The following is a 23,712-nucleotide window of genomic DNA, read 5'->3' as shown; positions in this document are numbered from 1 at the left end:
AGGAAGTTCTTCACGGGTCAGCTCTGCGTGCCGGCCTGCACCAGACCGGGGATGAGGGAGCGCACCTGCTCGTCGGCGCCGGAGAGCACGACGATGTCGACGCGACGGTTGGCCGCGAGGTCTTCGGGGCTGTCGCCGGCGACGATCGGCCGCTGGTCGGAGAAGCCCACCGCCTGCACGCGGGTGCCGGCGATGCTCTTCTGCTCGACGAGGTAGCGCGCCACCTTCGTCGCGCGTCCACTGCTCAGCTCCCAGTTGCTCTCGAACGGAGCGACGGCGGCGCGGTGGTCGGCGTGACCCTCGATGCTGATCTGGTTTCCGGAGGCCGCGAGCACGTCACCGATGAGGGCCAGGACGCGATCGGCCTTCTCACTCAGGTCCGCCCGGTTGTCGGCGAAGAAGGTCTCGGCCCCCACCAGCCCGATCTTCAGACCGCGATCGTCGATGACGAAGTCCACCGTGTCCTGCAGACCCTGGGATGCCAGGGCGTCGGTGATCTGCTGACGCATCTTCTCCAGGCCGTCCAGCTCCTGCGCCGCCCGGGCCGCGACGTCGCGCACCCCGTCGTCGTCGAGCAGCTCCGGCGGGATCACCAATCCCTCGGTGAGATCGCCGCCGCCCTCCACCTGGGACTGGCCGAACGCGGCCGCCAGGCCGTTCTTGAGCTGGTCGTACTTCGTCTCGTCGACGACCGAGACCGCGTACAGCACGATGAACAGGCACATCAGGACGGTCACCATGTCGGCGTACGACACGGCCCACCGTTCGTCGGGCTCGTCGTGCGCGGCATCCTCGTGTCCGCGTCCGCCCGCGCGTCGGGCGCTCGTCACGCCGCGTCCTCCCCCGCGGGAGCGGGGTCGGGGCGCGGTTGCTTCTTCTTCGCCGGCGGGGAAGTCGTCATGGCCAGCAGACGCTCCTCGAGCAGGCGGGGCGGGCTTCCCGCCTGGATCGCGAGGATGCCCTCGCACACGAGCGTCATCCGCTCCTGCTCGAGGGTGGCCATGCGGTTGAGGCGACCCGCGATCGGGTTCCAGATGAAGTTGGCCGAGAGCAGGCCCCAGAGGGTGGCGACGAAGGCGGCGGCGATCATGTGACCGAGTTCGTCGGGCTTGCTGAGGTTCTCGAGCACGTGGGTGAGCGAGACGACGGTGCCGACGATGCCGATCGTGGGGGCGTAGCCGCCGAGCGAGGCGAAGAACTTCGCCGAGACCCGGTTGCGGGCCGACTCCGAGTCGATCTCGTCGAGCATGAGGGTGCGCAGGTCTTCGGCATCCACCCCGTCGGCGAGGGCCTGCACGGCGCGACGCGTGTAGTCGTCGGGAGCGGTGTCGAGCTCCTCCTCCAGGCGCAGCAGGCCGTCGGTGCGGGCCTTCTCGGCGTAGCCGACGAGGACCGGGATGACGGCGGCGGGGGTGGAACGCGGGCCGCGCACCATGCGCCCGAGCGAGCCGAAGGCGGTGATCGCGTCACGGAGGGTGTGACTGGCGATGCCGACGCCGATGGTCGATCCCAGCACCAGGATCATCGGCGCGGGCAGGAAGAGCGCGCTCAGCGACGCGCCCTCCATCGTGATCATGGCGTAGAGCGCGCCGAAGGCGGCGACCACGCCGAGGATGAATGCGATGTCCACGTCGGTCAGTCCTGGGCGGCGGATGCCGTGAGCGCGGACGCCGCCGCGAGCACGCGCGCCCGGTAGGCCACGATCCGCGAGATCAGCTCGTCGAGGCTCTCCTCGACGTTGTACACCCGACCGTCGACCATGTGGAGGGTCGTGTCAGGAGACTCGTGAACGCGCTCGATGAGATCGGGGTTCACCGCGAACCGCGTGCGGTCGAGGCGGGTGAGCGTGATCATCGGGGACGGTCTCGGCTTTCACTGCGGGAGGGGACGGTGGGGACTATCGCGACGCGGCCCGCCCGGGGTAACCCGGGCGGGCCGCGTCGATCCGGACCTCGGGGTCAACGCTTGAGGTTGGTCAGCTCCTGCAGCACCTCGTCGCTCGTGGTGATGACGCGCGCGCTCGCCTGGAATCCGCGCTGCGCGACGATGAGGTTGGTGAACTCCTGGGAGAGGTCCACGTTGCTCATCTCCAGCGCGCCCGACAGGAGGGAGCCGACCCCCGCTCGTCCCGCCTCGCCGATCTGCGCCTCGCCGCTGTTCACGCTCGCGCGGTAGGCCGTGCCGCCGACCTTCTCGAGCCCCTCGGCGTTGGCGAAGGTCGCCATGGCGATCTTCGCGAGCGTCTCGGTGCGTCCGTTGCTGAAGGTGCCGACGATCGAGCCGTCGGCCGTGATCGCGTAGGACTTCAGCGTCCCCGCGGCGGCGCCGTTCTGGCCGGTGAGGGCGACCGTGCTCATGTCGGCGAAGCCCGTCACGGCACCGAGATCGACGGCGATGCCGCCGGCGTTCAGCGTCAGACCGGCGGTCTGGCGTCCGTCCGTGAAGACGAGCGCACCGGTGGCACCGCTGACGGGCTCGGTGACGTCCCAGCCGGCCGCCGTGCGCGTGAACGTCAGGCTCAGCGAGGTCTCGGTGCCCTGGGCGTCGTAGACCGCGATGTCGCGCACGAGCTGCGTGCCGACCGCGGCGGTGGAGGGCAGGTTGCCCGTGGCGGTGGAGGCGGTGGTGGCGCGGGCAGCCGAGACGAGGTCCTGCGGGATCGAGATGGTGCCGGGCGCCTGACCGGTGTCGACCACCCCGTTCTGCCCCGACCAGCCCTGCACGAGCGAGCCGTCGGCGGTGACCATCTTGCCCTGGCCGTCGAACGAGAACCCGCCCGCGCGGGTGTAGAGGGTCTCGCCGCCCGAGCGGACCGCGAAGAACCCGTCGCCCTGGATCATCAGGTCGCTGCCACGGCCGGTCGTCTGCGCCGCACCCTGGGCGAAGTTGGTGCGGATGCCGCCGACCTGCACGCCGAGACCCACCTGCGCGGGGTTCTGACCTCCGTTCGCGGCATCCGGGATGCCGGCTTCGCCGACGACCTGCGAGAGCGAGTCCTCGAAGAGCACCGAGGAGCCTTTGAAGCCCGCGGTGTTGACGTTGGCGATGTTGTTGCCGGTCGTGTCGAGCATCGTCTGGTGCGAGCGGAGTCCGGAGATCCCGGAGAAGAGCGAACGGAGCATGGAGGTCTCTTTCGTGTGGGTGGTCGAGCGGTGGAGGTCAGGGGGTGGCAGGGGTGACGGAGGTGATCGCGTCGAGGGCGACGGTGACGTCGCCGATCGTCACCTGCGGGACGGAGCCCTCGAACGACACCTTCGAGACGATCCCCGATGCGGGGGCGCCGGTGGCGTCGAGGTAGCCGGCTCGCTGGCCGATGAGGGCGGTGGCCGCCTGCCGCATGTTGAGGGCGAAGGCCTCGGAGCTGTTGCGGCTCATGGCGGTGAGCTGCTCCATCATGGCCAGCTGGGTCGTCTGCGAGATCATCTGATTGGTGTCCATGGGGGTGGACGGGTCCTGGTTCGTCAGCTGCGTGACGAGCAGCTTCATGAACACCTCGCTGTCGAGCTCCTTCTTCGGGCTCGCGGCACTGGTCGCGGCGCCGGTGGCACCGGTGGTCGCGGTCGCGAACGGGGTCGCTGTCGCGGTGACGGCGTCGACGGTCATGGGGGGTCCTCTCAGGCGAAGATGTCGAGCCCGCCGCCGGCGTCGGCGCGGGGGGTGTCGATGGGCGCGGGCGCGCCGACGAATCGGGGGCGGGTGTCGGCGGACGGGGAGGCGGCGGCGCGGTCGCGCTGGTCGCTGGGGGGATCGCCGGGCGCACCGCCCGACCCGCCGGACGCTCCGCGGTCGGCGGCCCCGCCGTCGCCGGTCCCCACCGCGAGCTGGGCGTGGGGCACGATCGCGGCGAGGTCGCGGCGCAGGTCGGACGCCATCGTCCGCAGGATCTCGCGTGCCGCGTCCGTCGCGCCCGAGAGCTCGACGCGCACCTCTCCCCCTGCGCCGATACGGGCGCGGACCGTGACCGGACCGAGCGCGTCGGGCCGCACGGTGAGGATGAGCTCGTGCGCCCCCGCCGGGCGCTGGGCGAGATGCACGACGGCGGGCACGATCTGCGCCGCGACCGCGCGCGGGGTCGCGGCCTCGGGCGGCACCGGAGGCGTCGCGGCCGACGTCGCGGCGGACGCGGGGACCCACGCCGCGGCTGCGGGGCTCGCGTTCTCGGCGGCGGCGACGGCCGATGCGTGCGGGGTCGGCGTCGCGGAGCCCGTCGCCGAGCGCGGGTCCGCGGGCACGGACGCCGGCGCGGCGGCGGTCGGCGCGCCGGTGCCGCCGGTGGGCGGGGCCGGGGTGGCGTGCGGCCTCGCCGTCGGTTCCGCTGACGGGGCGGGGGGCGGGTCGACGGTGCCCGAGGCCGAGGACGCCGCCGTTCGCCCGGTGGGCGCGGCGTTGTCAGCGGGGGCCGGGGCCGCGGGCCGAGGCGCGGCCTCGCCCGCGGAGGGAGGCGCGGTGGATGCCGGCACGGCGGCGGACGCGACGGATGCCGGAACGGCGGCTGCCGGCGCGGGTCGAGCCGCGGTCTGGCCCGCGGAGGGAGGCGCGGCGGATGCCAGGACGGCGACGGATGCCGGGACGGGCGCGGCCGACGCGCCGGAGGCCGAACCGCCCGAGGCGGAGCCGCCGGACGCCGCGATACCGGGAGCGGCGCTGCCGGACGCCGCGGCCGCGGACGTTGCAGCCGCGGAGGGGCCGGCGGCGGTGGCGGCCGTGGCGGCGGAAGCCGGGGTGCCGGGCGCCGAGGCAGCGGCGGCTCCCCCGCCCGAGATCGCGCCGAGGGGAACAGTGGTCGACGGGAGTCCGGCCGCGTCGATCCCGACCGAGGGGGTGGAGGCCGGCATCCCCGAAGCTGAGCCGTCGGCGCCGGAGGATGCCGTCGACGGCATTCGCACGGACGGGGGCACGGGCTGCGCGACGGCCGACCCGGACACGGAGGCCGCCGTCTCCGCGGATCGCGCCGGGGCGACGGCCGTCTTCGCGGGCGGCGGTGCGGCGGCGGCCTCCCCCGCCGGGTTCGCCGCGGATGCGATGCCGCCGGTGGCGGGGGTGGCGGGGCCGTCCCGGAGCGGACCCGCGTTCGGAGATGGAGCCGGCGGCGCCGCGGCATCCACACCGACAGCGGCATCCCGCGGGAGCGGGGCGAGAGTCGCCTCGGCCGGCATGGTCCGCAGCACCGACGGCCGCCCTCCCTCCGTCGGTGCCGCATCGGGCAGCGCGCGGTCGACGCGGCCCGGCATCGTCCAGAGCACGGGGGGTGCGGTGGCGGCCGCAGCCGACGCGGGATCGGCGGGCGTCGTGCCCCCCGCGGTCCCCGCGGCAGTCGGCCTCTCCGGGATCGCGCCGGCCGTCGTCTCGTCCGGGGTCGATCCGCCTTGGTCCGTCCCCGCGGGCGAGGTCCGGGCAGGCGAGGACGGGACGGGCGGGATTCCGGCGGGCGACGTCCCGGCGGGCGACGCGGCGGGCACCGGCTCGGGCGTCGGCATGACCCACACCGCCGGCATCGTCCGCAGCACCGGGCGTGCGGTCGCCCCCTCCGTCGGGCGCGGACCGCCCGTCTCCGGATCCCCGGCCGACGGGGCGGGAGGTCCGCCCGTTGCGGCCGCTGACGCCACCCGAGCGGATGCCACCACCTCGCTCGCCGCCGGACCGGTCGACGCCGTCGCCGTGCGCGCGCGCTCGGACGTCTCCTCCCACGCCGGGCCCCCGGCATCCGTCGACGGCACGCGCGCGGGTCGCGCGTCGGTCGCCCGCGCGAGCGCGTCGGCTGCACGCGAGAACTCCTCGCCGAAGGCCGATGCGCTCGCTGACGCGGAGCCCGGGGCGGTCGGAGCGGCCGCTCCCGCCGCAGGAGCCGCCGCCGAGGGGGAAGCCGGCGGCACGAGGAGGGTCATGCGCTGCGCCCCGTCGATGTCGCGAGGGCACCGAGCCCACCGGTGCCGGCCGTGCCCGCGGCGAACAGCGTCTGCAGCGCCGCCGCGAGCTCGGCCGGGTTCTGGGCGCGGGGCGCGGCGGACGCGGCGGCGGAGGTCGCCGCCGCGACCGGCGTCGTCGGCGCGGCGAGCTCCCGTGCGGCCGCGGCGGCCTGTTCGAGGAGGTCGGCGAATCGCGTCGCCGCGGTCGACGAGGTCGTCGCCGTCGCGGTGGTCTCCGCACCGCCGGCGACGCCGGTGGTCGGCGCCGCGGCGGTCTTCTCCGCGGCCGCCGGCTGCAGCGACGAGATCTGCCCCGAGATCGCCTCGACGCGCCCCATCACGGCGTCGACGCTCACGCGGCGCTCCCCTCGCCGCGACCCGCGCGCGTGGTGGCGATCTCATCGAGGGCGTTCTGCTCGGTGCGCGCCTCGGTCTCGCGTTCGCGCGCCCGGTGCGTGCCCTCGAGCCGCTCGAGCCCCTTGAGTTCGCGCCGGGCCTCGACGTGCGCCGCCTCGGCGGTGGCCGCGTCGCCGCGCCGCAGGCTCGCGAGCACCTGCAGGTCGGCCAGCGACGCCTGGCCCGCCGCGCGGGCGGCGGCCATGGCCCGTAGGGTCGCGGGATCGTCGATGCGGGTCGACACGGCGGCGAGGCTCGTCACCGCGTGCTGCGCGGCCGACTCCGCCGCGCGCGCCTCGGTGCGCGCCCGGGCGGCGTCCTCCGCCGCGACACGTTCCTGGACGCCGCGCACGCGCAGCAGGCCCGCCAAGGGAAACGTCATGCGTTCATGCCTCCGAAGGTCTCGGTCAAGGCGGTCAGCTGCCGCCAGGATTCGTCGGTCGTCGAGTGCTCGTCGATCGACTGTGTGAGGAACGCGTCGATCGCGCGCTGGTGCAGCAGCGCGGCATCCACCAGGGGGTTCGCCCCGTGCGTGTACGCCCCGATGTCGATGAGGTCGTTCGCCTGACGGCGCGCGGCGAGGACGCTGCGCAGGGTCACCGCGCGCTGCCGCTGGACGGACGTGGTCACCTTGCCGACCACGCGCGAGACCGAACCGAGGACGTCCACCGCGGGGAAATGGCCGCGCACCGCGAGAGAGCGGTCCAGCACCACGTGACCGTCCAGGATGCCGCGCGCGGCGTCCGCGATCGGTTCGTTGTGATCGTCTCCGTCGACGAGCACCGTGTACAGCCCCGTGATCGATCCGTCCGCTCCGGTGCCGGCGCGTTCGAGGAGGGCGGCGAGCACCGAGAACGTGGACGGCGGGTAACCGCGCGTCGCGGGCGGCTCCCCCGCCGACAGACCGATCTCGCGCTGGGCCATCGCCACGCGGGTGAGCGAGTCCATCATCAGCACGACGTCGCGCCCGTCGTCGCGGAACGCCTCGGCGATGCGCGTGGCGAGGAACGCCGAGCGCAGACGGGCCATCGCCGGCTGATCCGAGGTCGCCACGACGACGACCGACCGGGCGAGGCCCTCGGGGCCCAGGTCGTCCTCGAGGAACTCCCGCACCTCGCGGCCGCGCTCGCCCACGAGCGCGATGACGGTGACGTCGGCGGTCGATCCGCGCGCGATCATCGACAGCAGCGACGACTTGCCGACACCCGATCCCGCGAACAGGCCGAGGCGCTGACCCACCCCGACGGGGGTCATGGTGTCGAGCACGCGCACCCCGAGCCCGAGCTGACGATCGATGCGCCGGCGACCGAGCACGCTGGGGGCGTCGTTGCCCAGCGCGACGCGCCGCGCGCCCACGAGCGGCCCCCGACCGTCGATGGGGCGTCCGAGACCGTCGAGCACGCGCCCGAGCAGGGCCGATCCGGTGGGCACGAGCGCCGCGGCGCCGACGTGGTGCACCGACGCTCCCGCCCGAATTCCGGTGAGCGGCGCGAGCGGCATGCAGCGCGAGGTCGCCCCGTCGACCGCGACGACTTCCGCCTCCACGCGTCGACCGCCCTCCGCGCCGATGCCCACGCGATCGCCGACCGCGGCCCGGATGCCGAGCACCTCGACCCCGAGACCGACCACGGCCGTGACCGTGCCCGCGCGCTCCGGTCGCGCGGCGGTCAGCACGCGTCGCCACGACGCGGTGGTGCCGCTCATGCGGACTCTCCCCCGTCGTCGGCGCGCAGCGCCGCGCGGGCACGGGCGACGGCCGACGAGATCCGCGCGTCCACGCGGGCGTCCGCCAGCTCCACGACCGCCCCGCCCGCATCGACGTCCGTCGAGACGACGACCTCCGCCTCCGTCAGGATCGGCGATGCGCCGTCGCGGAGAGTGCGCGCGTCGCGATCGGAGAGGTGCACGCGCACCCACGTCGACACGGGGGCCTCCGCCACGGCGCGGCGCACCGCGTGCGCAGCCGAGCGAGTGGCATCCGAGAGCTCCACGTCGAGGATCGCCTCGGCGAGACCGATCGCCAGCTCCTCGACCCGCTCGGCGTCGGCGGCCACCAGTCTCGCGAGATGCCCGTCCAGGTCGGAGCGGACCGCATCCAGCGCCGCGAGCGCCGTGCGCAGCGCCTCGCGCGTCGCGGCGTCGTGCTGTGCGGTGCGCGCCTCGAGCGCGGCGCGGGAGCGCGCGAGCTCCTCCTCGGCGCGCCGGCGTCCCTCGGCGAATCCGTCGGCGTATCCGCGCACGCGCGCCTTCGCGCTGATCGCGCGGGCATCCGGCGTGCTCCCGCCGAGGCGCGGCGGCACCAGCGGTGTGAAGGTTGCATCGGTCACGGCGGTCACCCGGGGGGTTCTGGGGAAGCCGATCCGTGGCCACGTCGACGAGCGATCCCTGCTCGTGCCCGACTATCGCGACGCGCGCGCACCTGCGTAACCGACGGTGCGGCGGCGGGCACTGGCATCCTCACTCGATGAGCTCGTCGTCGTCTTCGCGCGCGATCGTGATCTCCTCGGCGGCCTCGAGCTCGCGGATGATGCGGACCACCTCGGCGCGCGCCTCGTCGACCTGCCGCATGCGCACCGGCCCGAGCGCCGACGCCTCCTCGGCGAGGTTCTCCCGGTTGCGTTCGGTCATGTTGCGCCGGATGACCTCGCCGACCTGCTCGTCGGCGCCCTTCAGCGCCAGGGCGAGCACGCGCAGGTCGATGCCGCGGAGCACGCGCTGGGCGTCGCGGTCCTCGAGCCGGGAGATGTCGGCGAAGGTCACCATGCGACTGCGCACCTCTTCGGCGAGGTCGTGGTCGCGGTCCTCGAGGCTGGCCAGGAGCGCCTTCTCGAGCACGGTGTCGGAGCGGTTGATGATGTCGACGAGGGGTTGCACGCCCCCGGTCGCCTCGTGCGCCTCGCGCATGCCGAAGATGCCGGTGCGGGCGCGGAGCGACTCGGCGACGACCGCGATCGCCTCCTGCGATGCGGTGCCGAGGGTCGCGATCGCCTGGGCGACGTCGGTGCGCAGCGGGTCCTGGAGCGCCGCGAGGACCGCGGCGGCGCGCTCGGCGCGCAGGTTCGCCAGCACGACGGCGACCGTCGTGGGCATCTCGCCGTCGAGGATCGTCGCGAGCTGGGTCGGGTCGGCGCTGTTGAGGAAGTCGAACGACACGACCCCCTGCGACATCACCCGACCGACCATGCCGACCGCCTTCTCCCGGCCGAACGCGGTCTCGAGCAGCCCGGTGGCGAACTCCTGGCCCCCGCGGCTGACGGCGGATCCCCCGGATGCGATGCGGCGGAAGTCGGCGAGGGCTGCGGCGATCGCCGCCGTGTCGACACCCCCCAGCTGGGCCAGTTCCGCCGCGAGCAGTTCCGCCCGGGCTTCGCCGAGGTGCCGGAGAACTTCGGCGCTGACGTCTCGGTCCATGTTGAGCATGACGATCGCTGCCTTGCGCAGCCCCGACATCGCCGCGACGGCGGGGGCGACCGGCATCACCTCGGTGGCCGCCGTGGGGCTGGCCACGGGCGCGCCGTCCTCCGCGGGTACCCGCGTCTGCAGCAGGCTCATGCCATCGCCTCGTCCATCATGCTCGCGAGGGCCTTGGCGGCGTTCTGTGGGTCGCTCTTGGCCAGGTGCTCGACGTCACGGCGGCGCTGCTCCACGAGCACCTGTGTGGCCTCGGGTTCCTCCTCGATGTCGAGGAGGGTGGGGAGCACCTTGGTCGGCGGGGCGGCCGCGGGCAGCGGGATCGGGTCGGCGAGGCCCTTGAGGCTCTTGAGCTTCTGCTCCTCGGTCTCGGTGATCGTCGAGAAGTATTCGATCGGCCCTTCATCCGTGTAGAGGGTGCGGCGCTTCATCCTGCGCCTCACCAGTAGGGCGACGACGAGGATGATGGCCGCGAGCACGATCGAGCCGCCGATGATCGCCGCGCGCAGCAGGTCGGCCTGCATCTGCGCGGCCTTCTCGGCCTCGGCCGCCTCGAGGGCCGCTTGCGCCGCCGCGGCGCCGGTCTGACTGAACTCCACCATCTCGACCGTGACGGTGTCGCCGCGCTGGGCGTTGATCCCCGCCGCGGTGGACACCAGCGCCTGCACCTGCTCCGCGGTCACGCCGTTCACCGCGCCCCGGTCCAGAGCGACGCTGATCGTCTGGCGGGTGACCTCGCCGGCCGGGGTCATGGTCTTCTCTGTGGTCTTGTTGACCGCGTTGTTCCGCGTGGACTCCTCGGCCTCGTAGTTGCCGCCGCCCGCCGCGTTCGGCACCGCGATGTTGTCGGGGCCCAGGACGCCCGTTCCGGTCCCCTGACCGCCCGTGTAGGTCTCTGTCTTCGTCTGCTCGTTCGACATCACGTCGCCCTCCGGCGCGGTGTAGGTCTCGTCCATCCGCTCCGAGGTCGAGTTCGCGACGTCCGCGGCAACGCTCACGGTGGCGTTGCCCGGACCGACGATGGTCTCGAGCATCTTCGTCACCGTCGAGGCGACCTTGGCCTCGTATTCGGTGGCCTGCGTGTTCGCCGACCCGGTGAGTCCGGTCCCCACGGCGGCGAGCACCTTGCCCGACTGGTCGGTGACCGCGACGTCCTCGGGCGTCATCCCCGGGATCGAGGCGCTGGTGAGGTGCACGATCGCCGCCACCTGGTCGTCGGCGAGCGATCCCCCGCCCTGCGTCTTGACGAAGACCGAGGCGGTGGGATGCCGCTCCTCGGCGACGAACACGCTCTGCTCCGGGATGGCCAGTTGCACGGATGCGGCGGTGACCCCCGACATCGCGCCGATCGTACGGGCGAGCTCCCCCTCGATGGCGCGCTTGTAGGTCACGGACTGTTGGAATTCGCTCGCGGTCACGCCCATCTTGTCCAGCAGCGTGTACCCGCCGCTGGTGTCGCTGGGCAGCCCCGCCGCCGCCGCGGTGAGCCGCTGCGGGTAGACCTGCTCGTCGGGGACGAGGATGGTCGCCCCGCCCTCGGTGAGCTCGTAGGGCACGCCCGCCGACTTGAGCTGCTCGACCACCGCCGACGCGTCGGTCGCGCTCAGCCCCGTGAACAGCGGGCTCATCTGCGGCTTCGACAGCCACGTGCCCAGGGCGATGACGCCCATCACCAGCAGGGCGGCGCCGATGACGGCGATGGTGCGCTGCGCGACCGTGAAGCCGCCCGCGATCTGCTTCGCGCGACCGATGGTCGTCGCAAGGAACGGGGGCATGTCAGGCCTGCATCCTCATGATGTCGTTGAAGGCAGCGACGCCGCGATCGCGCACCGCCACCATCAGGTCGAGGGTCACGCCCGCGCGCGACGATGCCAGCGTGGCCCGGTGGATGTCGTCGAGGTCGCCCGTGACAGCCTGCACGGCGAGCTCGTTCGAGGTGGACTGCAGCTGCTGCAGGTTCTCGACCGCCGCCGTCAGCGAGGCGGCGAACGGTTGCGCCCCCGCGGTGGCGCCCGCGCTCGTCGGCGCGGGGGTCGCCTCGAAGCTGAGAGAGGCGAGTGGGCTCACGCCCCACGCCGCGACGGGGTCGATCGGGGTGCTCATCACGACCGCCCGATCTGGAGCGCGGACTCGTAGGTCGTCTTCGCGCGATCGACCACCGCGGCGTTCGCCTGGTAGCCGCGCTGCGCGAGGATCAGCATGCTCATCTGGTCGCCGAGGTCGACGTTGGGGTACTGCACGTAGCCGTCCTCGTTCGCGTACGGGTGCTCGGGCTCGTAGACCAGGCGCCCCTCGGCCGTCGACTCCTGCACGCCGGTGACGTAGACGCCCGGGCTGCGCGTGCCCTCGGCCACGGTGACGTACTTCTCGCGGAACATGTCCTGCCCCGCCGGGGTGGCGGTGTTGACGTTGGCGATGTTGTCGCTCAGGGCGTCCATCCACTTGCGGTGCGCGGTCAGCCCGGTGCCGGCGATGCCGATGGTGTCGAAGGTCATGCCGAGGCCTGCCCGATCGCCTTGGTGATGGATGCCGCCTGACCGCTCAACGCCTGGGCCGCGAACTGGTAGCGCAGCACCGTGTCGATGTTCGACAGCGTCTCGGTGTCGAGGTTGACGTTGTTGCCGTTGCGCCGGGTGGGCTCGAGCGAGCGCTCCACCGTCGGTGCGACCGTGCCCGCTCCGCTTTCGACGGCGCTGCGCAGGCGCTCCTCGAACAGCACGCGCTTGGCCTGGTAGTCGGGGGTGTTGACGTTGGCGATGTTCTCCGCGATCGAGCGCTGGCGCAGAGCGAGGCCGTCCAGCGCGCTGGACAGGGCGGTTGAGGTGACGGAATCGAGCACGCGGCACTCCGGTCGAAGGGGCGAGCCGATCCGTGGCTGTGTGGTCGAGCGATCCGTGCTCCCCCGCGACTATCGCGACGCGGCGGCGTCGGCGTAACCGGGGATCACCCCTCGACGTCGAGATACACCGGGGCGTCCGGGTGGACCGAGGGGATCCGCCGGATCGCGGCGAGTTCGCGGGCGACGTTCTCGCGCGCGGCCATGAGACCGCTGATGCTGGCGCGCTGGCGCTCCAGCACGAGTCGCACGCGCTCGACGACCTCGGGCGGCGGCGGCCCGGGCGGCTCCTCGACGGGGCCGTCGGCGGGGTCGTCGGCAGCGTCGAGCGAGCGTTCGAACGCGTCGAGCAGCCGGTTCCACGCCGCGAGGTTCGTCGTCACGGGTGTCAGACGGTCGAGACGGCGTCGGCCGCGGCGTGCCAGGCGTCGCGGAGCGGGGCGATGAGGTCGCGGCACTCGCGGGTCGCGTCGGCGTCGTGCGCGACGTTGGCGACGATCAGGCGCCCGGTGATGTAGGTGTACAGCGCCCGCAGCCCGTCCGCGCCGTCCCAGGTGTTCTCGAGCGATCCGCTGAGCTCGGCGACGATCGCCTGCGCGTGCGTGAGGTAGGTGCCGGCGGAGGCCATGTCTCCCCCGGCCTGCGCCGCGGCGGCGCGCTCGACGTCGACCAGCAGCCGGTCGTACAGCATGGTCACGAGGCGCTCCGGCGTCGCGGCGTTCACCTGCTGCTCCAGGTACTCCTGCTTGGCGCGTTCGAGGGCGGTGGGCATGAGGCGTTCTCCTTCTCGAGGGACGGGATGCTGACTACTTCGACGACGGCGTCATCGCCGACAGCTGCGAGGTGAGCCAGTCCGACCGCGACTGCAGGCCCGACAGGCGCACCTCCATCGCGGCGTAGGTGCGCTCGAGGGTGGCCCGCCGCATGTCGAGGCGCAGGTCCATGCGCTCGACCTGCTTCTCGAGCGTCTTGACCTCGCTCTGCTGGCCCGTGATGCGCTGGGTGACGAGACCGTCGTACTTGTCGGAGTACTGCGTCGTGGTGGCCTGCACGCGCGCCGAGACCGCGGCGAAGGCCGCTTGCACGGCCTCCGGGTCGTCGGCCATCGCCTCCGCGAACCGGTCCGCGTCGAACGAGAGCGCCCCGGCCTTGTCGATGCTGATGCCGATGCTCGAGGGCGAGACCCCGTCGACCGGGCTCTGAACGGCCGAGGCGAGGGCCGCGCGCAGCGACCGCACGGTGCTGTCCCCGGTGAAGACCCCGAGCGTCGTCGTCTTGCCGGGTTCGGCGACCGTCGCCTTCGAGCCGTTGTCGATCCGGGTCAGCAGCGTCGCGATCTCCTTCACGAAGGCCGCGGCGGCATCCGACTGCGCCTTCGCATCGGGCGTCACGGTCACGGTGACCGGGTCGGCCGAGACCTTGCTCACCGTGATGTCGATGCCCTCTCCGACGTCGGTGAAGGTGTTCGACGCGCTCGTCACCACCTGCTCGGCGGCCGTCCCGGCGAACAGCCGGATGACGGCATCCGTCCCTTGCGCGAGCACGGCGGCGCCCGGTTCGGTGGAGACGTCGATCGAGGTGGATGCCGCGACCTCGGCCGCGGTGCCCCGCTGCAGGCTGAAAACGCCCTCCGCACCGGTCCGGGTCGAGGTGATCTGGATGCGCGAGAGCGCCGCGCCCTGCGCGTCGCGTCCACCGGGCACGACCGTGGCGGTCACCCCGGCCTTCGCGGCGTTGATCGCCGCGGCGAGCTGCGCGGCCGATCCGCCTCCCGGCGCGAGCTCGGTGACGCTGCCGTCGGCGGCGACCAGCGAGAACGTCCCCCCGAACGCCGAGTCGCCGCCCGCGGCCGTGACCACCGCGTGCGCGCGCGCGAGCGTGTCGACGACGACGTCGGTCGAGAACGCCCGCGCCGTCTCCCCCGCGACGACGGTGACGGCCTCCGCCGAGCTCGTCGCGGTGTACCGGGCGAGGGAGGTGGAGGATGCCGCAGCCTTGGCCTTGTCGGTGAGGGCCTGCAGCGCGGTGTTGAGCGACTGCAGGTTGGAGATGACGCTGTTGCGGTCGGTGATGCGATTCGCCACGAGCGTCTTCGGGATCGCCGCGACGTTGATGAGGGCGTCGATGAGCTCGGCGGTCTTCAGTCCCGAGGCGATGCCGTCGATCTGCATGATCCTGCGTCTCTCTTCCGTCGAGGTCGTGGGGGGTTATGCCAAGACGCCCGGGCGGGAGGTCTCCCCCGCCCGGGCGCCCGTGGCCATCAGCGCTGCGACTCAGCGCAGGAGCTGGAGAACGCCCTGGCCCGACTGGTTCGCCTGCGCGAGCATGGCGGTACCGGCCTGCTGGAGGATGTTCGAGGCGGTGTACTTGACCATCTCGGATGCCATGTCGGTGTCGACGATGCGGCTCTTGGCGGCGGAGAGGTTCTCGGCCGAGACCTGCAGCGAGTTGATGGTCGACTCGAAGCGGTTCTGCACGGCACCGTAGCCCGAGCGGGCGGTCGAGACGTTCACGATCTCGGCGTCGATCGCGGCGATCGAGGTCAGCGCGTTGGCGGCGCTGTCGACGTCGAGGGCCTTGACCGTCGCGCCGAGGCCCGAGAAGTCGGTCAGCGCGACCGCGATCTGGTCCTCGGCCGCCGTGGAGCCGGCGCCGACCTGGAACGTCAGGGTGTCGCCGCCCGAGAGCAGCTTGATGCCGTTGAAGTTCGTGCTCTCCGCGACGCGGGTGAGCTCGTCGCCCAGCGTGTCGAGCTCGGTCTTGATGGCGGTACGCGAGTCGGCGTTGTTCGAGTCGTTGCCCGCCTGCACCGCGAGGTCGCGCACGCGCTGCAGGATCGAGTGCACCTCGGTCAGGGCGCCTTCCGCGGTCTGGATGACCGAGATGCCGTCCTGGGCGTTGCGCGCGGCGACGTTGAGGCCGTTGACCTGCGAGCGCAGGCCCTCGGAGATGGCGAGACCGGCGGCGTCGTCCGCGGCCCGGTTGATGCGCAGACCGCTCGAGAGCTTCTCGAGCGACTTCGAGACGTCGGCCTGGTTGGCCGACAGGTTGCGGTACGCGTTGAGAGCACCGACGTTGGTTGCGATCTGAAGACCCATGTTGTTCCTCCGTGGATGGGATTGTCGTGCGGGGGCCGTCCGTGGCCCTCCATCCCCCACCTTCGCGACGGGTCGGCACCGCCGTAACCGGCGTCGCGGTTTTCCTTCCGCTCGAAACGGGAACCCCCGTTGCGGTCGTCCGCGCGTCAGGCGGGCACGGCGACGACGGGAGCAGCAGCGGCCCCGAAGACGCCGTCGAAGAACGCGGCCTTGGCCTTGGTCGAGCGGTCCGGTTCGGTGCCGTTCTCCCAGGCGTCGAGGGCCTCGCGCATGAGGGTCAGTCCGATGCGGCGCAGTTTCGAGACGTAGGCGTGACTGACGTCGAGGTCGAGCGCGACGTCCTTGACCATGCGCTCCTCGAGGTAGACCCCGCGGATCACCTGGCGCATCTGATCGGGCAGGGCCGCGACGATGCGCTCCAGCATGCGCTGGGTCTCCGCCTGCTCGGCGGCGTGTTCGGGCAGGATGACGCTGTCGGTGAGGTCGACCGCCTGGCGCCCGTCGTCGCCCTCGAAGCGCGCCTCGAAGCTCGTCGCGGTGCGCACCATCTCGTCGAGCAGCTGCATGCGGGTGACGGTCTCGGCATCCAGTCCCGACTCCGCGGCCACCTCCGCAAGGGTGGCGGTGCGTCCCGTGCGCACGCGCACGAGTTCGGTCGCCACGCGGACGCGCTCGATCTTGTCGCGGCTGCGCTCCCCGGCCGGGTCGGCCGCGCGCATCTCGCTGAGGATGGCCCACGTGATCTTCGTGCGCGCGTAGGCGCCGAAGGGCACGCCGCGCGAGGGGTCGTATTCGAGGGATGCCACGGCCAGGCCGAGGTAGGCCGCCGACAGCAGGTCGTCGAGGTCGACGTGCAACGCGGTCCGCGCTTTCTCGACCGCGAGGTACTTCGCCAGGGGAAGGTTCTCCCGCGCGAGTCGCTCGGCTGAGAGGGGCACGTCGGAAACGGCGGCAAGGACGGTGCTCGACATCACGACTCCTGCTGTTTTTGCTTGTTTATGAGCAGAAACTAACACAGAAAGACGAATCGACCGCATCTCGGTTCGCAAGGGCGCCGGACGCCGCGACGCGCGTCGCCGGGAGCACGGACCCGATGCGACGCGACCCGTCAGCGCCGGCCGACCACGCGCAGCTCGACGGTGGCCGTGCTCGCACCCACGAGGGGCATCGCCGTGGCGGCCGGATTCCAGATCACGACCGGCGTGACGGGCGTGACGGCGATCTGGTCCTCCTCGAGCCCGAACCGCGCACGCAGCCCGTGGCGCCGCAGAAGAGTCGCGAAGCGCTCCCACTCGATCCAGCGCCACGGCCGGTCCGCGCTCAGGTGCACGCCCGCCTGCTGCCACGGACGCGCCGGATGCGAGAAACCGCGCAGACCATCCCGACGGGCGCTCGAGGCGCTCCCCGACAGCAGATCCACCCCGAGCGCCTCGCAGCCGCGACGCAGGTCGTCGTCGAGCCGCATGAGCTCGGTGCGGGTGCGCAGGCGCGCGACCGCGGCCAGGGTCAAGACGATCGGATGGTGCCCCAGCGTCCGCACGCGCGTCCAGGTCACGCCCCTGTGGGCGATGAACCCCCGCGCCGCCAGCCACCGGTCGAAGAACGGGTCGGCGAGGGCGGCGTCGAAGCCGCGGCCGGGCGCGCCGCGCTCCGCCGCGAGGCGGTCGGCGACGAGACGGGCACGCAGGTACGGCGACGGCGAGGTCGCGTCGGCGATATGCTGCATCGCGTCACGCGGATCGAGATCGTTGAGCCGCGCGAAACGCTCGAGCATGTCCGCGGTGCTCATTCCGGCCCGCAGGCCCGCCTCTCCCCCGCGCACGGAGGCGCGTCGCGCGTCGAACGTCACGGCGCCTCCTCGAAAATGCACGTTTACGAGTGAAAATAGCACGACCCTGGTGGCCTCGAGAACTACCGCCGAACGTGCGCACGGGCCCGGTGCTACTCTCGCGCCATGTCGCGCGTCTCCGGCGCGGTCGCGAGGGTGCGCTCGTCCGCCCTCGGCGTGACCGCGGGGCTCATCGGGTGGTTCGTGCTGGTCGAACTGGCCAGCGGCATCCTGCAGGGGTTCTACGTGCCGCTGCTACCCGACATCGTCGTGCACCTCGGCATCCGCGACGCCGACGTCAACTGGTTCGAGGCCGCGCAGCTGCTGCTCTCGTCGCTCGTCCTGCCCGTGCTCGCCAAACTCGGCGACATGTTCGGGCACAAGCGCATCCTGCTCGTCTCCGCTCTGGCGACGGCCGCGGCGAGCTGGTGGCTCGTCTTCGCCGACTCGTTCGCCACCTTCCTCGCCGCCTGGGCGCTCCAGGGCTTCTACGTCGTGTGGCTGCCCCTGGAGATCGCCCTCATCTTCGACCGGGGCCGACGCGCCGCGCGCGGGGTCTCGCGCACCCGGCGCGCGGCGGGCCTGCTCGTGGTCGGTCTGCAGGTGGGCGCGATCCTCGGCGCCCTCGCGGCCGGGCGAGTCTTCGCCGCAACCGGGGGCGACCTGCGACTGTCGCTCGCGATCCCCGCGGTCGTGGTCACCCTCGTCTGCGTCGTGATCTGGCTGGGCGTCCCTGAATCCGAACGCGCGGGAGGTGAGCGCCGCCTCGACGTGGGCGGCTTCGCGATCCTCGCCGGGGCGCTGCTGTGCGTCACGGGAGCGCTGTCGTTCGTACGCCTGCCCGACGGCCCGGGTCCCGCCGTCATCGTCGCCCTGCTGCTGGCGGGTGGAGCGTTGGGGGCGGTGTTCGTGCGCCACGAACTGCGTCAGCGCGACCCCGCGATCGACATCCGCGTGCTCCGGCGGCCCGAGATGTGGCCGGTCCAGGCCACGGCCTTCCTGGTCGGCATCAGCCTCCTCGGCGCGCAGGGCCCGCTGGCCACCTACGCCGGAACCGATCCCGCGCTCGGCTACGGACTGGGATTGGATGCCACCGACCGTTCGAACGTGATCGGGGTGTATCTCGTGTCGCTCATCGTCGGCGCGATCCTCTTCGCCATCACCTCGCGACGCGCGAGCCCGCGCATCGTGCTGATCGGGGCGGCCGCCCTCGTCGGCATCGGGTACGCGCTCTTCCTCCCGCTGCACACCACGCTGTGGCAGGTGCTGTTGTGCCTCGGCATCGCCGGCCTTGGGTCGGGCGCCCTCGTCGCCGCGATGCCGGCCGCCGCGGCGGCAGCCGCCCCGCGCGGCCAGACCGGCGTGGCATCCGCCCTCACCAACACCACGAAGACGGTGGGCGGCACGATGTCGTCCGCCATCTTCGGCGTCGTGCTCGCCGGCGGTGCGGGGGCCGCGATCGGCACGGCCGCCCCCTTCGCCGGATACGTCACGGTCTGGATCATCTGCAGCGTAGGAGGGTTCCTCGCCGCGATCCTGCTGTTCTTCGTCCCCAAGGTGGCGTTCGCGGATGCCGAGACCGACGCCCGGGCCACCGCCCCGCGCGGCGACCTCGCGTGACGCTGCTTCGTGCGCACGGCCGGACTTCGCATGCCACTATCCGGCTCGCGCGGGTCACCACAGCTCGTCACGGCACCCCGAGTCCCGCTCCGCGCGGGTTCTCCGCGTCAGCGGGAGTCCGCGCCAGCGGGGAGTCCGCGTCAGCGCGTCGCCAGCGGACCCCGCGCGAGCAGGTGCTGCGCCGACTGCGCGACGGGACGCATCGTCACCAGGTCGAGGTTGACGTGCCCGGGCGCGTCGAGCGCGTAGGCGATCACGTCGGCCACGTCGTCTGCGACCAGCGGGGCCTCGACGCCCTCGTAGAGCTTGTCGGCGGCATCCCGATCGCCGCCCAAGCGGTTGAGGGTGAACTCCTCGGTGCGCACCATGCCCGGGGCGACCTCGATCACGCGTAGCGGCTCGCCGTTGAGCTCCTGCCGCAGCGCATGCACGAGCATCGCCTCGCCGGCCTTCGCGGCGTTGTAGCCGCCACCGCCCGGGTACGCCGTCTGCGCGGCAGTGGAGGTGACGAAGAGCAGATCGGCGTGCCCCTCGGCGTCCGCCGCGCGCCGGAGCGCCGGCAGCAGGGATGCCACGAGCCGCTGTCCCGACAGCACGTTCGCCTCGAACATCCAGCGCCAGTCCTCGGGGTCGCCGTCCTCGACGCGGTCGCTCCCGCGCGCTCCGCCGGCGACGTGTACCAGCGCGTCGACGCCGCCGGTCTCGTCGATCCAGGCGGCGAGCGCCGCCACAGCGTCGGCGTCGGTGAGATCGGCGGCATGGGCGACCACGCCCGTCTCGGCCTCGAGCGCCGCGAGACGCTCGGCGCGGCGGGCGACGCCGACGACCTCCCACCCTCTCGCGCGCAGCAGTCGCGCCGTCGCCTCCCCGATTCCCGAACTGGCCCCGGTCACCACTGCACGTCGCGTCATGGCATCCACGCTACTGCTCCCCTCCGACACGGACGGGCGGCGGTTGTGTGACGGCCCGTGTCCTCCGTGCTTGTCCTGGAATTCACCCGTCTCTACGCTCGCAGCAGGTCAGGGCGTTCGCCCGGCCTCCGGAACCTGAGGAGCAGCAATGTCGGCACCCGAGAACTGGCGTTTCGAGACCAAGCAGATCCACACGGGCGCTCAGCCCGACCCGGTCACCAAGGCGCGCGCCACGCCGATCTACCAGACGACCTCCTACGTCTTCGACAACGCCGATCACGCGGCGAACCTGTTCGCGCTGTCCGAGTTCGGCAACATCTACACGCGCATCCAGAACCCCACGCAGGACGTCGTCGAGCAGCGCGTCGCGGGCCTCGAGGGCGGCACCGGCGCCCTCCTCGTCGCCAGCGGACAGGCGGCCGAGACCTTCGCCGTGCTCAACATCGCCCAGGCGGGCGATCACATCGTGTCGTCGAGCTCGATCTACGGCGGCACCTACAACCTCTTCAAGTACACCCTGGCCAAGCTCGGCATCGAGACGACCTTCGTCGAGAACCAGGACGACCGCGAGGCCTGGCGCGCGGCGGTGCAGCCGAACACCAAGCTCTTCTTCGCCGAGACCATCGGCAACCCGAAGATCAACGTGCTCGACATCCGCGCCGTCGCCGACGTCGCGCACGAGGCGGGCGTCCCGCTCATCGTCGACAACACGATCGCCACCCCCTACCTCATCCGCCCCTTCGAGCACGGCGCCGACATCGTCGTGCACTCGGCGACGAAGTTCCTGGGCGGCCACGGCACCGTGATCGGCGGCGTGATCGTCGACGGCGGCACCTTCCCGTGGTCCGAGCACTCCGACCGCTTCCCGGGCCTCACGACGCCCGATCCCTCGTACCACGGCGCGGTCTACACCCAGGCGGTCGGCGACGGCCTGGCGTACATCATCAAGGCCCGCGTGCAGCTGCTGCGCGACCTGGGCGCCTCCATCGCCCCGCAGAGCGCGTGGCAGCTCATCCAGGGGATCGAGACGCTGTCTCTGCGCATCGAGCGCCACGTGCAGAACGCGCAGGAGATCGCGGAGTGGCTCGAGTCGCACCCCGACGTCGCGAGCGTGAACTACTCGGGCCTGCCCACCTCGCCCTGGTACGCCGCCGCGAACAACTACGCCCCCAAGGGCGTCGGCGCCGTGCTGTCGTTCGAGCTCAAGGGCGGTGTCGAGGCGGGCCGCGAGTTCGTGAACTCCCTCAGCCTGTTCAGCCACCTGGCGAACATCGGCGACGTGCGCTCGCTCGTCATCCACCCGGCATCCACCACGCACTCGCAGCTCACCCCCGAGCAGCAGCTGACCGCCGAGGTCACCCCCGGGCTCGTGCGTCTGTCGGTGGGCCTCGAGAACATCGACGACCTCAAGGCCGACCTCGACCAGGCCCTCGCGGCCGCGCGGCGCCTGTCGGAGGCCGCTCGCGCCTGACCCCATCCGTTCGGACGCCCCGCCCCGGTCTGCCGGGTCGGGGCGTTCGCGCGTATGCCGCGCGCGTGAGGGGTCGAGAAGTGTCGCTCAGCCGCGCGCTCGGCCACAGAAAGCGACCCCTCACACAGCGGCGGTCAGATCTTCTGACGCGGGCGCAGGCTGCCGAGGCCGCCGTCCACCCCGATGACCTGCCCCGTCATCCACGCATTCTCGGGGGCGAGCAGGAACTCCACCGCGCGCGCGACGTCGTCCGGCTCGCCGAGTCGACCGAGCGGATGCATCGCCTCCGACACCTTGCGCGACATGTCGCTCGAGGTGAGCTTCTCCGTGAGGCGCGTCTGCACGAGCCCCGGGGCGACCGCGTTCACGCGCAGCCCGTGCGCCGCGTAGCTCGCCGCGGCCGACAGCGTCAGCCCGATCACGCCGGCCTTGGCCGCCGCGATGCCGTCGTGGTTGGGCAGCCCCGCCAACGCCGCCGCCGACGACACCAGCACCACCGCACCGCCGTCGCGCATGTGGGCGCCCGCCGCCCGTACCGCCGCGAAGGCGGTGGTGAGCGAGGCCGCGATGAGCTCGTCGTACTGCGCGCGCGAGGTCAGATGGGCGGGCTTGAGCAGCATCGAGCCCGCGAACACCGCGATGCCGTCGAGCTCCCCCGCCTCAGTGACGACCTTGTCGACCGCGTCGAAGTCGGTCGCGTCGAGGGTGAAATCCGGGTCGATGCGCGAGGAATCCCGCGCGGTGGTCACGACGCGGTGTCCCGCATCGCGCAGTCGTGTCGCCGTCGCCTGACCGATGTCGCTGGAGGCCGCGATGAGAAGGAAGTTCGCCATGCCGGGATCATGACCACCCCACTCGGGTGCGAACGGGGGCTGGACAACCGGCCTCCGAGTCCTGCGTCGTCGTAACAGACCGCGTGCGTCCACGGACACCGGAGAGAATGGATGCCATGGACTGGCAGATCTCCGAAGACACCGTGCCCTCGGCGCCGGTGACGGAGGCCGATGCCCGCTCACTGCTCGGTCGACCCCCCGCCACCGGCGCGTGGCGCGACGGCGACCCCGTCGGCGACCGCAGATTCGTGTCGTTCGGTCCGTTCGAGACCGAGAACGGCGAATCGCTGCCGCACGTGCGCCTCGCCTACGAGACGTGGGGCGATCTGTCCCCCGCGCGCGACAACGCCGTCCTGATCCTCCACGCCCTCACCGGCGACAGTCACGTTCGCGGCGCCGCGAGCCCCGGGCACGCCACGGCGGGCTGGTGGAGCGACCTCGTGGGCCCCGGAGCCGCGATCGACACCGACCGGTGGTTCGTGGTCGCTCCGAACATGCTCGGCGGATGCCAGGGCTCGACCGGGCCGGCCAGCATCGCGCACGACGGGTACGAGTGGGCCTCGCGCTTCCCCTACCTCACCATCCGCGACCAGGTCGCAGCGCAGGCGGCGCTGGCCGACACTCTCGGCATCGACCGCTGGTTCGCGGTCGTCGGCGGGTCGATGGGCGGGATGCACGCTCTGGAATGGGCGGTGGGGCACCCCGACCGCGTCGCCCGCTCGGCGATCCTGTCGGCCCCGCCGATCACGACCGCCGACCAGATCGCGCTGAACTCCGTGCAGCTGGACACCGTCCGCATGGATCCCCGCTTCGCGGGCGGCGAGTACTACGACGCCGGCGATGGCGACGGCCCCCACCGCGGTCTCGCCCTCGCGCGCCGCATGGCGCTGCTGAACTACCGCAGCCCGACCGAGTTGAACTCGCGCTTCCAGCGCTCGTGGCAGTCGGGGGTCAGCCCGCTCGGACGCGGGGGGCGCTTCGCGGTGGAGTCGTACCTCGATTTCCACGGCAACAAGTTCACCCGCCGCTTCGACGCGAACAGCTACCTGACGCTCGTCGAGGCCATGAACTCGCACGACGTCGGACGCGATCGCGACGGCGTCGAAGACGCCCTCCGTCGCGTCACGGCAACGACCCTCGTCCTGGGCATCGACAGCGACCGCCTGTTCCCCATCGACGGGCAGCACCGGATCGCGCGCGGCATCCCGAACACGCTCGACGGCGACCAGTCCGTCGTCCTGTCCAGCGACTTCGGGCACGACGGCTTCCTCATCGAGACCGCCGCCGTGGCCACGCACCTGCGCCGCCTCTTCGCGACCTGATCGTCCCGGATGCCGCTGCCCCGGCATTCACCCCGTTCCGCCGCCGCCCCACGCCGCCCCCACACCGTCGAGTGTCCGGG

General features: G+C 72.5%; 26 protein-coding genes. 3 read left to right on the top strand and 23 right to left on the bottom strand.

Translation table 11 applies throughout. The annotated features are described in order from the left end of the window. Positions 1-17: 17 nt before the first annotated feature. The 21 genes from B0B15_RS06890 to B0B15_RS06790 all read right to left on the bottom strand — a co-directional run bounded on the left by B0B15_RS06890 (position 18) and on the right by B0B15_RS06790 (position 17,496). The gene (locus B0B15_RS06890) at positions 18-830 is read right to left on the bottom strand and encodes an OmpA/MotB family protein (RefSeq protein WP_076674460.1); all 813 of its coding nucleotides are present in this window, start codon (positions 828-830) and stop codon (positions 18-20) included. Next, positions 827-1,630 carry a motility protein A gene (locus B0B15_RS06885; protein ID WP_076674458.1) on the bottom strand — a complete coding sequence of 268 codons (804 nt, stop codon included), beginning with the start codon at positions 1,628-1,630 and terminating at the stop codon, positions 827-829. The genes B0B15_RS06890 and B0B15_RS06885 overlap by 4 nt, the downstream gene beginning before the upstream one ends. Before the next feature lie 5 nt (positions 1,631-1,635). Further along, on the bottom strand, positions 1,636-1,854 hold the full coding sequence (locus B0B15_RS06880; RefSeq protein ID WP_076674455.1) for a flagellar FlbD family protein: 219 nt from the start codon (positions 1,852-1,854) through the stop codon (positions 1,636-1,638). A 104-nt stretch (positions 1,855-1,958) separates the two neighbouring features. Beyond that, a complete protein-coding gene (locus B0B15_RS06875) occupies positions 1,959-3,122 on the bottom strand; it encodes a flagellar hook protein FlgE (RefSeq protein WP_076674452.1) in 1,164 nt (387 codons plus the stop codon). A 37-nt stretch (positions 3,123-3,159) separates the two neighbouring features. Beyond that, a complete protein-coding gene (locus tag B0B15_RS06870; RefSeq protein ID WP_076674449.1) occupies positions 3,160-3,603 on the bottom strand; it encodes a flagellar hook assembly protein FlgD in 444 nt (147 codons plus the stop codon). 11 nt (positions 3,604-3,614) lie between these two features. Next, positions 3,615-5,885, bottom strand: coding sequence for a flagellar hook-length control protein FliK (locus tag B0B15_RS06865; RefSeq protein ID WP_076674447.1), 2,271 nt, complete (start codon positions 5,883-5,885; stop codon positions 3,615-3,617). Next, the gene (locus B0B15_RS06860) at positions 5,882-6,262 is read right to left on the bottom strand and encodes a hypothetical protein (protein WP_076674445.1); all 381 of its coding nucleotides are present in this window, start codon (positions 6,260-6,262) and stop codon (positions 5,882-5,884) included. Before B0B15_RS06860 ends, B0B15_RS06865 begins: the two co-directional genes overlap by 4 nt. Then, positions 6,259-6,684: a flagellar export protein FliJ gene (locus B0B15_RS06855; RefSeq protein ID WP_076674443.1), complete on the bottom strand. Its 426-nt coding sequence runs from the start codon at positions 6,682-6,684 to the stop codon at positions 6,259-6,261. Before B0B15_RS06855 ends, B0B15_RS06860 begins: the two co-directional genes overlap by 4 nt. Then, positions 6,681-8,006, bottom strand: a complete 1,326-nt coding sequence (locus B0B15_RS06850; protein WP_076674440.1) for a FliI/YscN family ATPase — start codon at positions 8,004-8,006, stop codon at positions 6,681-6,683. The genes B0B15_RS06855 and B0B15_RS06850 overlap by 4 nt, the downstream gene beginning before the upstream one ends. Then, positions 8,003-8,629, bottom strand: a complete 627-nt coding sequence (locus B0B15_RS06845) for a FliH/SctL family protein (protein WP_176776580.1) — start codon at positions 8,627-8,629, stop codon at positions 8,003-8,005. Before B0B15_RS06845 ends, B0B15_RS06850 begins: the two co-directional genes overlap by 4 nt. A 130-nt stretch (positions 8,630-8,759) precedes the next feature. After that, positions 8,760-9,854, bottom strand: coding sequence for a flagellar motor switch protein FliG (gene fliG, locus B0B15_RS06840; RefSeq protein ID WP_256334212.1), 1,095 nt, complete (start codon positions 9,852-9,854; stop codon positions 8,760-8,762). Further along, positions 9,851-11,488: a flagellar basal-body MS-ring/collar protein FliF gene (gene fliF, locus B0B15_RS06835; RefSeq protein WP_076674435.1), complete on the bottom strand. Its 1,638-nt coding sequence runs from the start codon at positions 11,486-11,488 to the stop codon at positions 9,851-9,853. Before fliF ends, fliG begins: the two co-directional genes overlap by 4 nt. A gap of 1 nt (position 11,489) precedes the next feature. Continuing rightward, a complete protein-coding gene (gene fliE / locus B0B15_RS06830; RefSeq protein WP_076674432.1) occupies positions 11,490-11,816 on the bottom strand; it encodes a flagellar hook-basal body complex protein FliE in 327 nt (108 codons plus the stop codon). Next, complete coding sequence (gene flgC / locus B0B15_RS06825; protein WP_076674429.1) at positions 11,816-12,208, bottom strand: flagellar basal body rod protein FlgC; 393 nt, start codon at positions 12,206-12,208, stop codon at positions 11,816-11,818. The genes fliE and flgC overlap by 1 nt, the downstream gene beginning before the upstream one ends. Beyond that, the gene (locus B0B15_RS06820) at positions 12,205-12,552 is read right to left on the bottom strand and encodes a flagellar basal body rod protein FlgB (protein ID WP_076674427.1); all 348 of its coding nucleotides are present in this window, start codon (positions 12,550-12,552) and stop codon (positions 12,205-12,207) included. The genes flgC and B0B15_RS06820 overlap by 4 nt, the downstream gene beginning before the upstream one ends. Positions 12,553-12,656: 104 nt before the next feature. Next, entirely contained in the window at positions 12,657-12,932 is a 276-nt protein-coding gene (locus B0B15_RS06815) for a hypothetical protein (RefSeq protein WP_076674424.1), read from the bottom strand. A 5-nt stretch (positions 12,933-12,937) separates the two neighbouring features. After that, positions 12,938-13,321: a flagellar export chaperone FliS gene (fliS, locus tag B0B15_RS06810; protein ID WP_076674421.1), complete on the bottom strand. Its 384-nt coding sequence runs from the start codon at positions 13,319-13,321 to the stop codon at positions 12,938-12,940. Positions 13,322-13,355: 34 nt separating this feature from the next. Further along, positions 13,356-14,720, bottom strand: coding sequence for a flagellar filament capping protein FliD (fliD, locus tag B0B15_RS06805; protein WP_076674418.1), 1,365 nt, complete (start codon positions 14,718-14,720; stop codon positions 13,356-13,358). A 102-nt stretch (positions 14,721-14,822) separates the two neighbouring features. Next, positions 14,823-15,647: a flagellin N-terminal helical domain-containing protein gene (locus tag B0B15_RS06800; protein WP_076674415.1), complete on the bottom strand. Its 825-nt coding sequence runs from the start codon at positions 15,645-15,647 to the stop codon at positions 14,823-14,825. 146 nt (positions 15,648-15,793) lie between these two features. After that, entirely contained in the window at positions 15,794-16,618 is an 825-nt protein-coding gene (locus B0B15_RS06795; protein ID WP_076674413.1) for a sigma-70 family RNA polymerase sigma factor, read from the bottom strand. A 137-nt stretch (positions 16,619-16,755) separates the two neighbouring features. After that, a complete protein-coding gene (locus B0B15_RS06790) occupies positions 16,756-17,496 on the bottom strand; it encodes a hypothetical protein (RefSeq protein WP_076674410.1) in 741 nt (246 codons plus the stop codon). Positions 17,497-17,601: 105 nt separating this feature from the next. Between B0B15_RS06790 and B0B15_RS06785 the strand changes: the two genes are divergently transcribed. Next, positions 17,602-19,095, top strand: coding sequence for an MFS transporter (locus B0B15_RS06785; RefSeq protein ID WP_076674407.1), 1,494 nt, complete (start codon positions 17,602-17,604; stop codon positions 19,093-19,095). A gap of 140 nt (positions 19,096-19,235) precedes the next feature. Here B0B15_RS06785 and B0B15_RS06780 read toward each other — a convergent pair whose 3' ends face one another. Continuing rightward, positions 19,236-20,006 (bottom strand): SDR family oxidoreductase, encoded by a 771-nt coding sequence (locus tag B0B15_RS06780; protein WP_176776579.1) that lies wholly within the window; start codon positions 20,004-20,006, stop codon positions 19,236-19,238. A 148-nt stretch (positions 20,007-20,154) separates the two neighbouring features. On the opposite strand from B0B15_RS06780, the gene B0B15_RS06775 reads away from it, so the two are divergent. Further along, the gene (locus B0B15_RS06775; protein ID WP_076674401.1) at positions 20,155-21,477 is read left to right on the top strand and encodes a bifunctional o-acetylhomoserine/o-acetylserine sulfhydrylase; all 1,323 of its coding nucleotides are present in this window, start codon (positions 20,155-20,157) and stop codon (positions 21,475-21,477) included. Between the two features lie 134 nt (positions 21,478-21,611). Here the strand turns inward: B0B15_RS06775 and B0B15_RS06770 are convergent, their stop codons facing one another. After that, a complete protein-coding gene (locus tag B0B15_RS06770; protein WP_076674398.1) occupies positions 21,612-22,310 on the bottom strand; it encodes an SDR family NAD(P)-dependent oxidoreductase in 699 nt (232 codons plus the stop codon). Between the two features lie 116 nt (positions 22,311-22,426). On the opposite strand from B0B15_RS06770, the gene B0B15_RS06765 reads away from it, so the two are divergent. Beyond that, positions 22,427-23,632, top strand: coding sequence for a homoserine O-acetyltransferase MetX (locus B0B15_RS06765; protein ID WP_076674395.1), 1,206 nt, complete (start codon positions 22,427-22,429; stop codon positions 23,630-23,632). Positions 23,633-23,712: the final 80 nt, after the last annotated feature.

The organism is Microbacterium sp. RU1D, assembly GCF_900156435.1.
Taxonomy (GTDB): Bacteria; Actinomycetota; Actinomycetes; order Actinomycetales; family Microbacteriaceae; genus Microbacterium.
Note: the sequence above shows the minus strand (reverse complement) of the source record. Positions and strands in the feature narration are given on the sequence as shown.

Excerpts from the sequence above, each read along its gene's own strand:
- B0B15_RS06775 (WP_076674401.1), top strand. The coding sequence starts at position 20,155 with ATGTCGGCACCCGAGAACTGGCGTTTCGAGACCAAGCAGATCCACACG.
- B0B15_RS06795 (WP_076674413.1), bottom strand. The coding sequence starts at position 16,618 with ATGTCGAGCACCGTCCTTGCCGCCGTTTCCGACGTGCCCCTCTCAGCC.
- fliE (WP_076674432.1), bottom strand. The coding sequence starts at position 11,816 with ATGAGCACCCCGATCGACCCCGTCGCGGCGTGGGGCGTGAGCCCACTC.
- B0B15_RS06855 (WP_076674443.1), bottom strand. The coding sequence starts at position 6,684 with ATGACGTTTCCCTTGGCGGGCCTGCTGCGCGTGCGCGGCGTCCAGGAA.
- B0B15_RS06850 (WP_076674440.1), bottom strand. The coding sequence starts at position 8,006 with ATGAGCGGCACCACCGCGTCGTGGCGACGCGTGCTGACCGCCGCGCGA.
- B0B15_RS06870 (WP_076674449.1), bottom strand. The coding sequence starts at position 3,603 with ATGACCGTCGACGCCGTCACCGCGACAGCGACCCCGTTCGCGACCGCG.
- B0B15_RS06875 (WP_076674452.1), bottom strand. The coding sequence starts at position 3,122 with ATGCTCCGTTCGCTCTTCTCCGGGATCTCCGGACTCCGCTCGCACCAG.
- fliS (WP_076674421.1), bottom strand. The coding sequence starts at position 13,321 with ATGCCCACCGCCCTCGAACGCGCCAAGCAGGAGTACCTGGAGCAGCAG.
- B0B15_RS06800 (WP_076674415.1), bottom strand. The coding sequence starts at position 15,647 with ATGGGTCTTCAGATCGCAACCAACGTCGGTGCTCTCAACGCGTACCGC.
- B0B15_RS06785 (WP_076674407.1), top strand. The coding sequence starts at position 17,602 with ATGTCGCGCGTCTCCGGCGCGGTCGCGAGGGTGCGCTCGTCCGCCCTC.
- fliG (WP_256334212.1), bottom strand. The coding sequence starts at position 9,854 with ATGAGCCTGCTGCAGACGCGGGTACCCGCGGAGGACGGCGCGCCCGTG.
- B0B15_RS06765 (WP_076674395.1), top strand. The coding sequence starts at position 22,427 with ATGGACTGGCAGATCTCCGAAGACACCGTGCCCTCGGCGCCGGTGACG.
- fliD (WP_076674418.1), bottom strand. The coding sequence starts at position 14,720 with ATGCAGATCGACGGCATCGCCTCGGGACTGAAGACCGCCGAGCTCATC.
- flgC (WP_076674429.1), bottom strand. The coding sequence starts at position 12,208 with ATGACCTTCGACACCATCGGCATCGCCGGCACCGGGCTGACCGCGCAC.
- B0B15_RS06865 (WP_076674447.1), bottom strand. The coding sequence starts at position 5,885 with ATGACCCTCCTCGTGCCGCCGGCTTCCCCCTCGGCGGCGGCTCCTGCG.
- B0B15_RS06880 (WP_076674455.1), bottom strand. The coding sequence starts at position 1,854 with ATGATCACGCTCACCCGCCTCGACCGCACGCGGTTCGCGGTGAACCCC.
- B0B15_RS06770 (WP_076674398.1), bottom strand. The coding sequence starts at position 22,310 with ATGGCGAACTTCCTTCTCATCGCGGCCTCCAGCGACATCGGTCAGGCG.
- B0B15_RS06780 (WP_176776579.1), bottom strand. The coding sequence starts at position 20,006 with ATGACGCGACGTGCAGTGGTGACCGGGGCCAGTTCGGGAATCGGGGAG.
- fliF (WP_076674435.1), bottom strand. The coding sequence starts at position 11,488 with ATGCCCCCGTTCCTTGCGACGACCATCGGTCGCGCGAAGCAGATCGCG.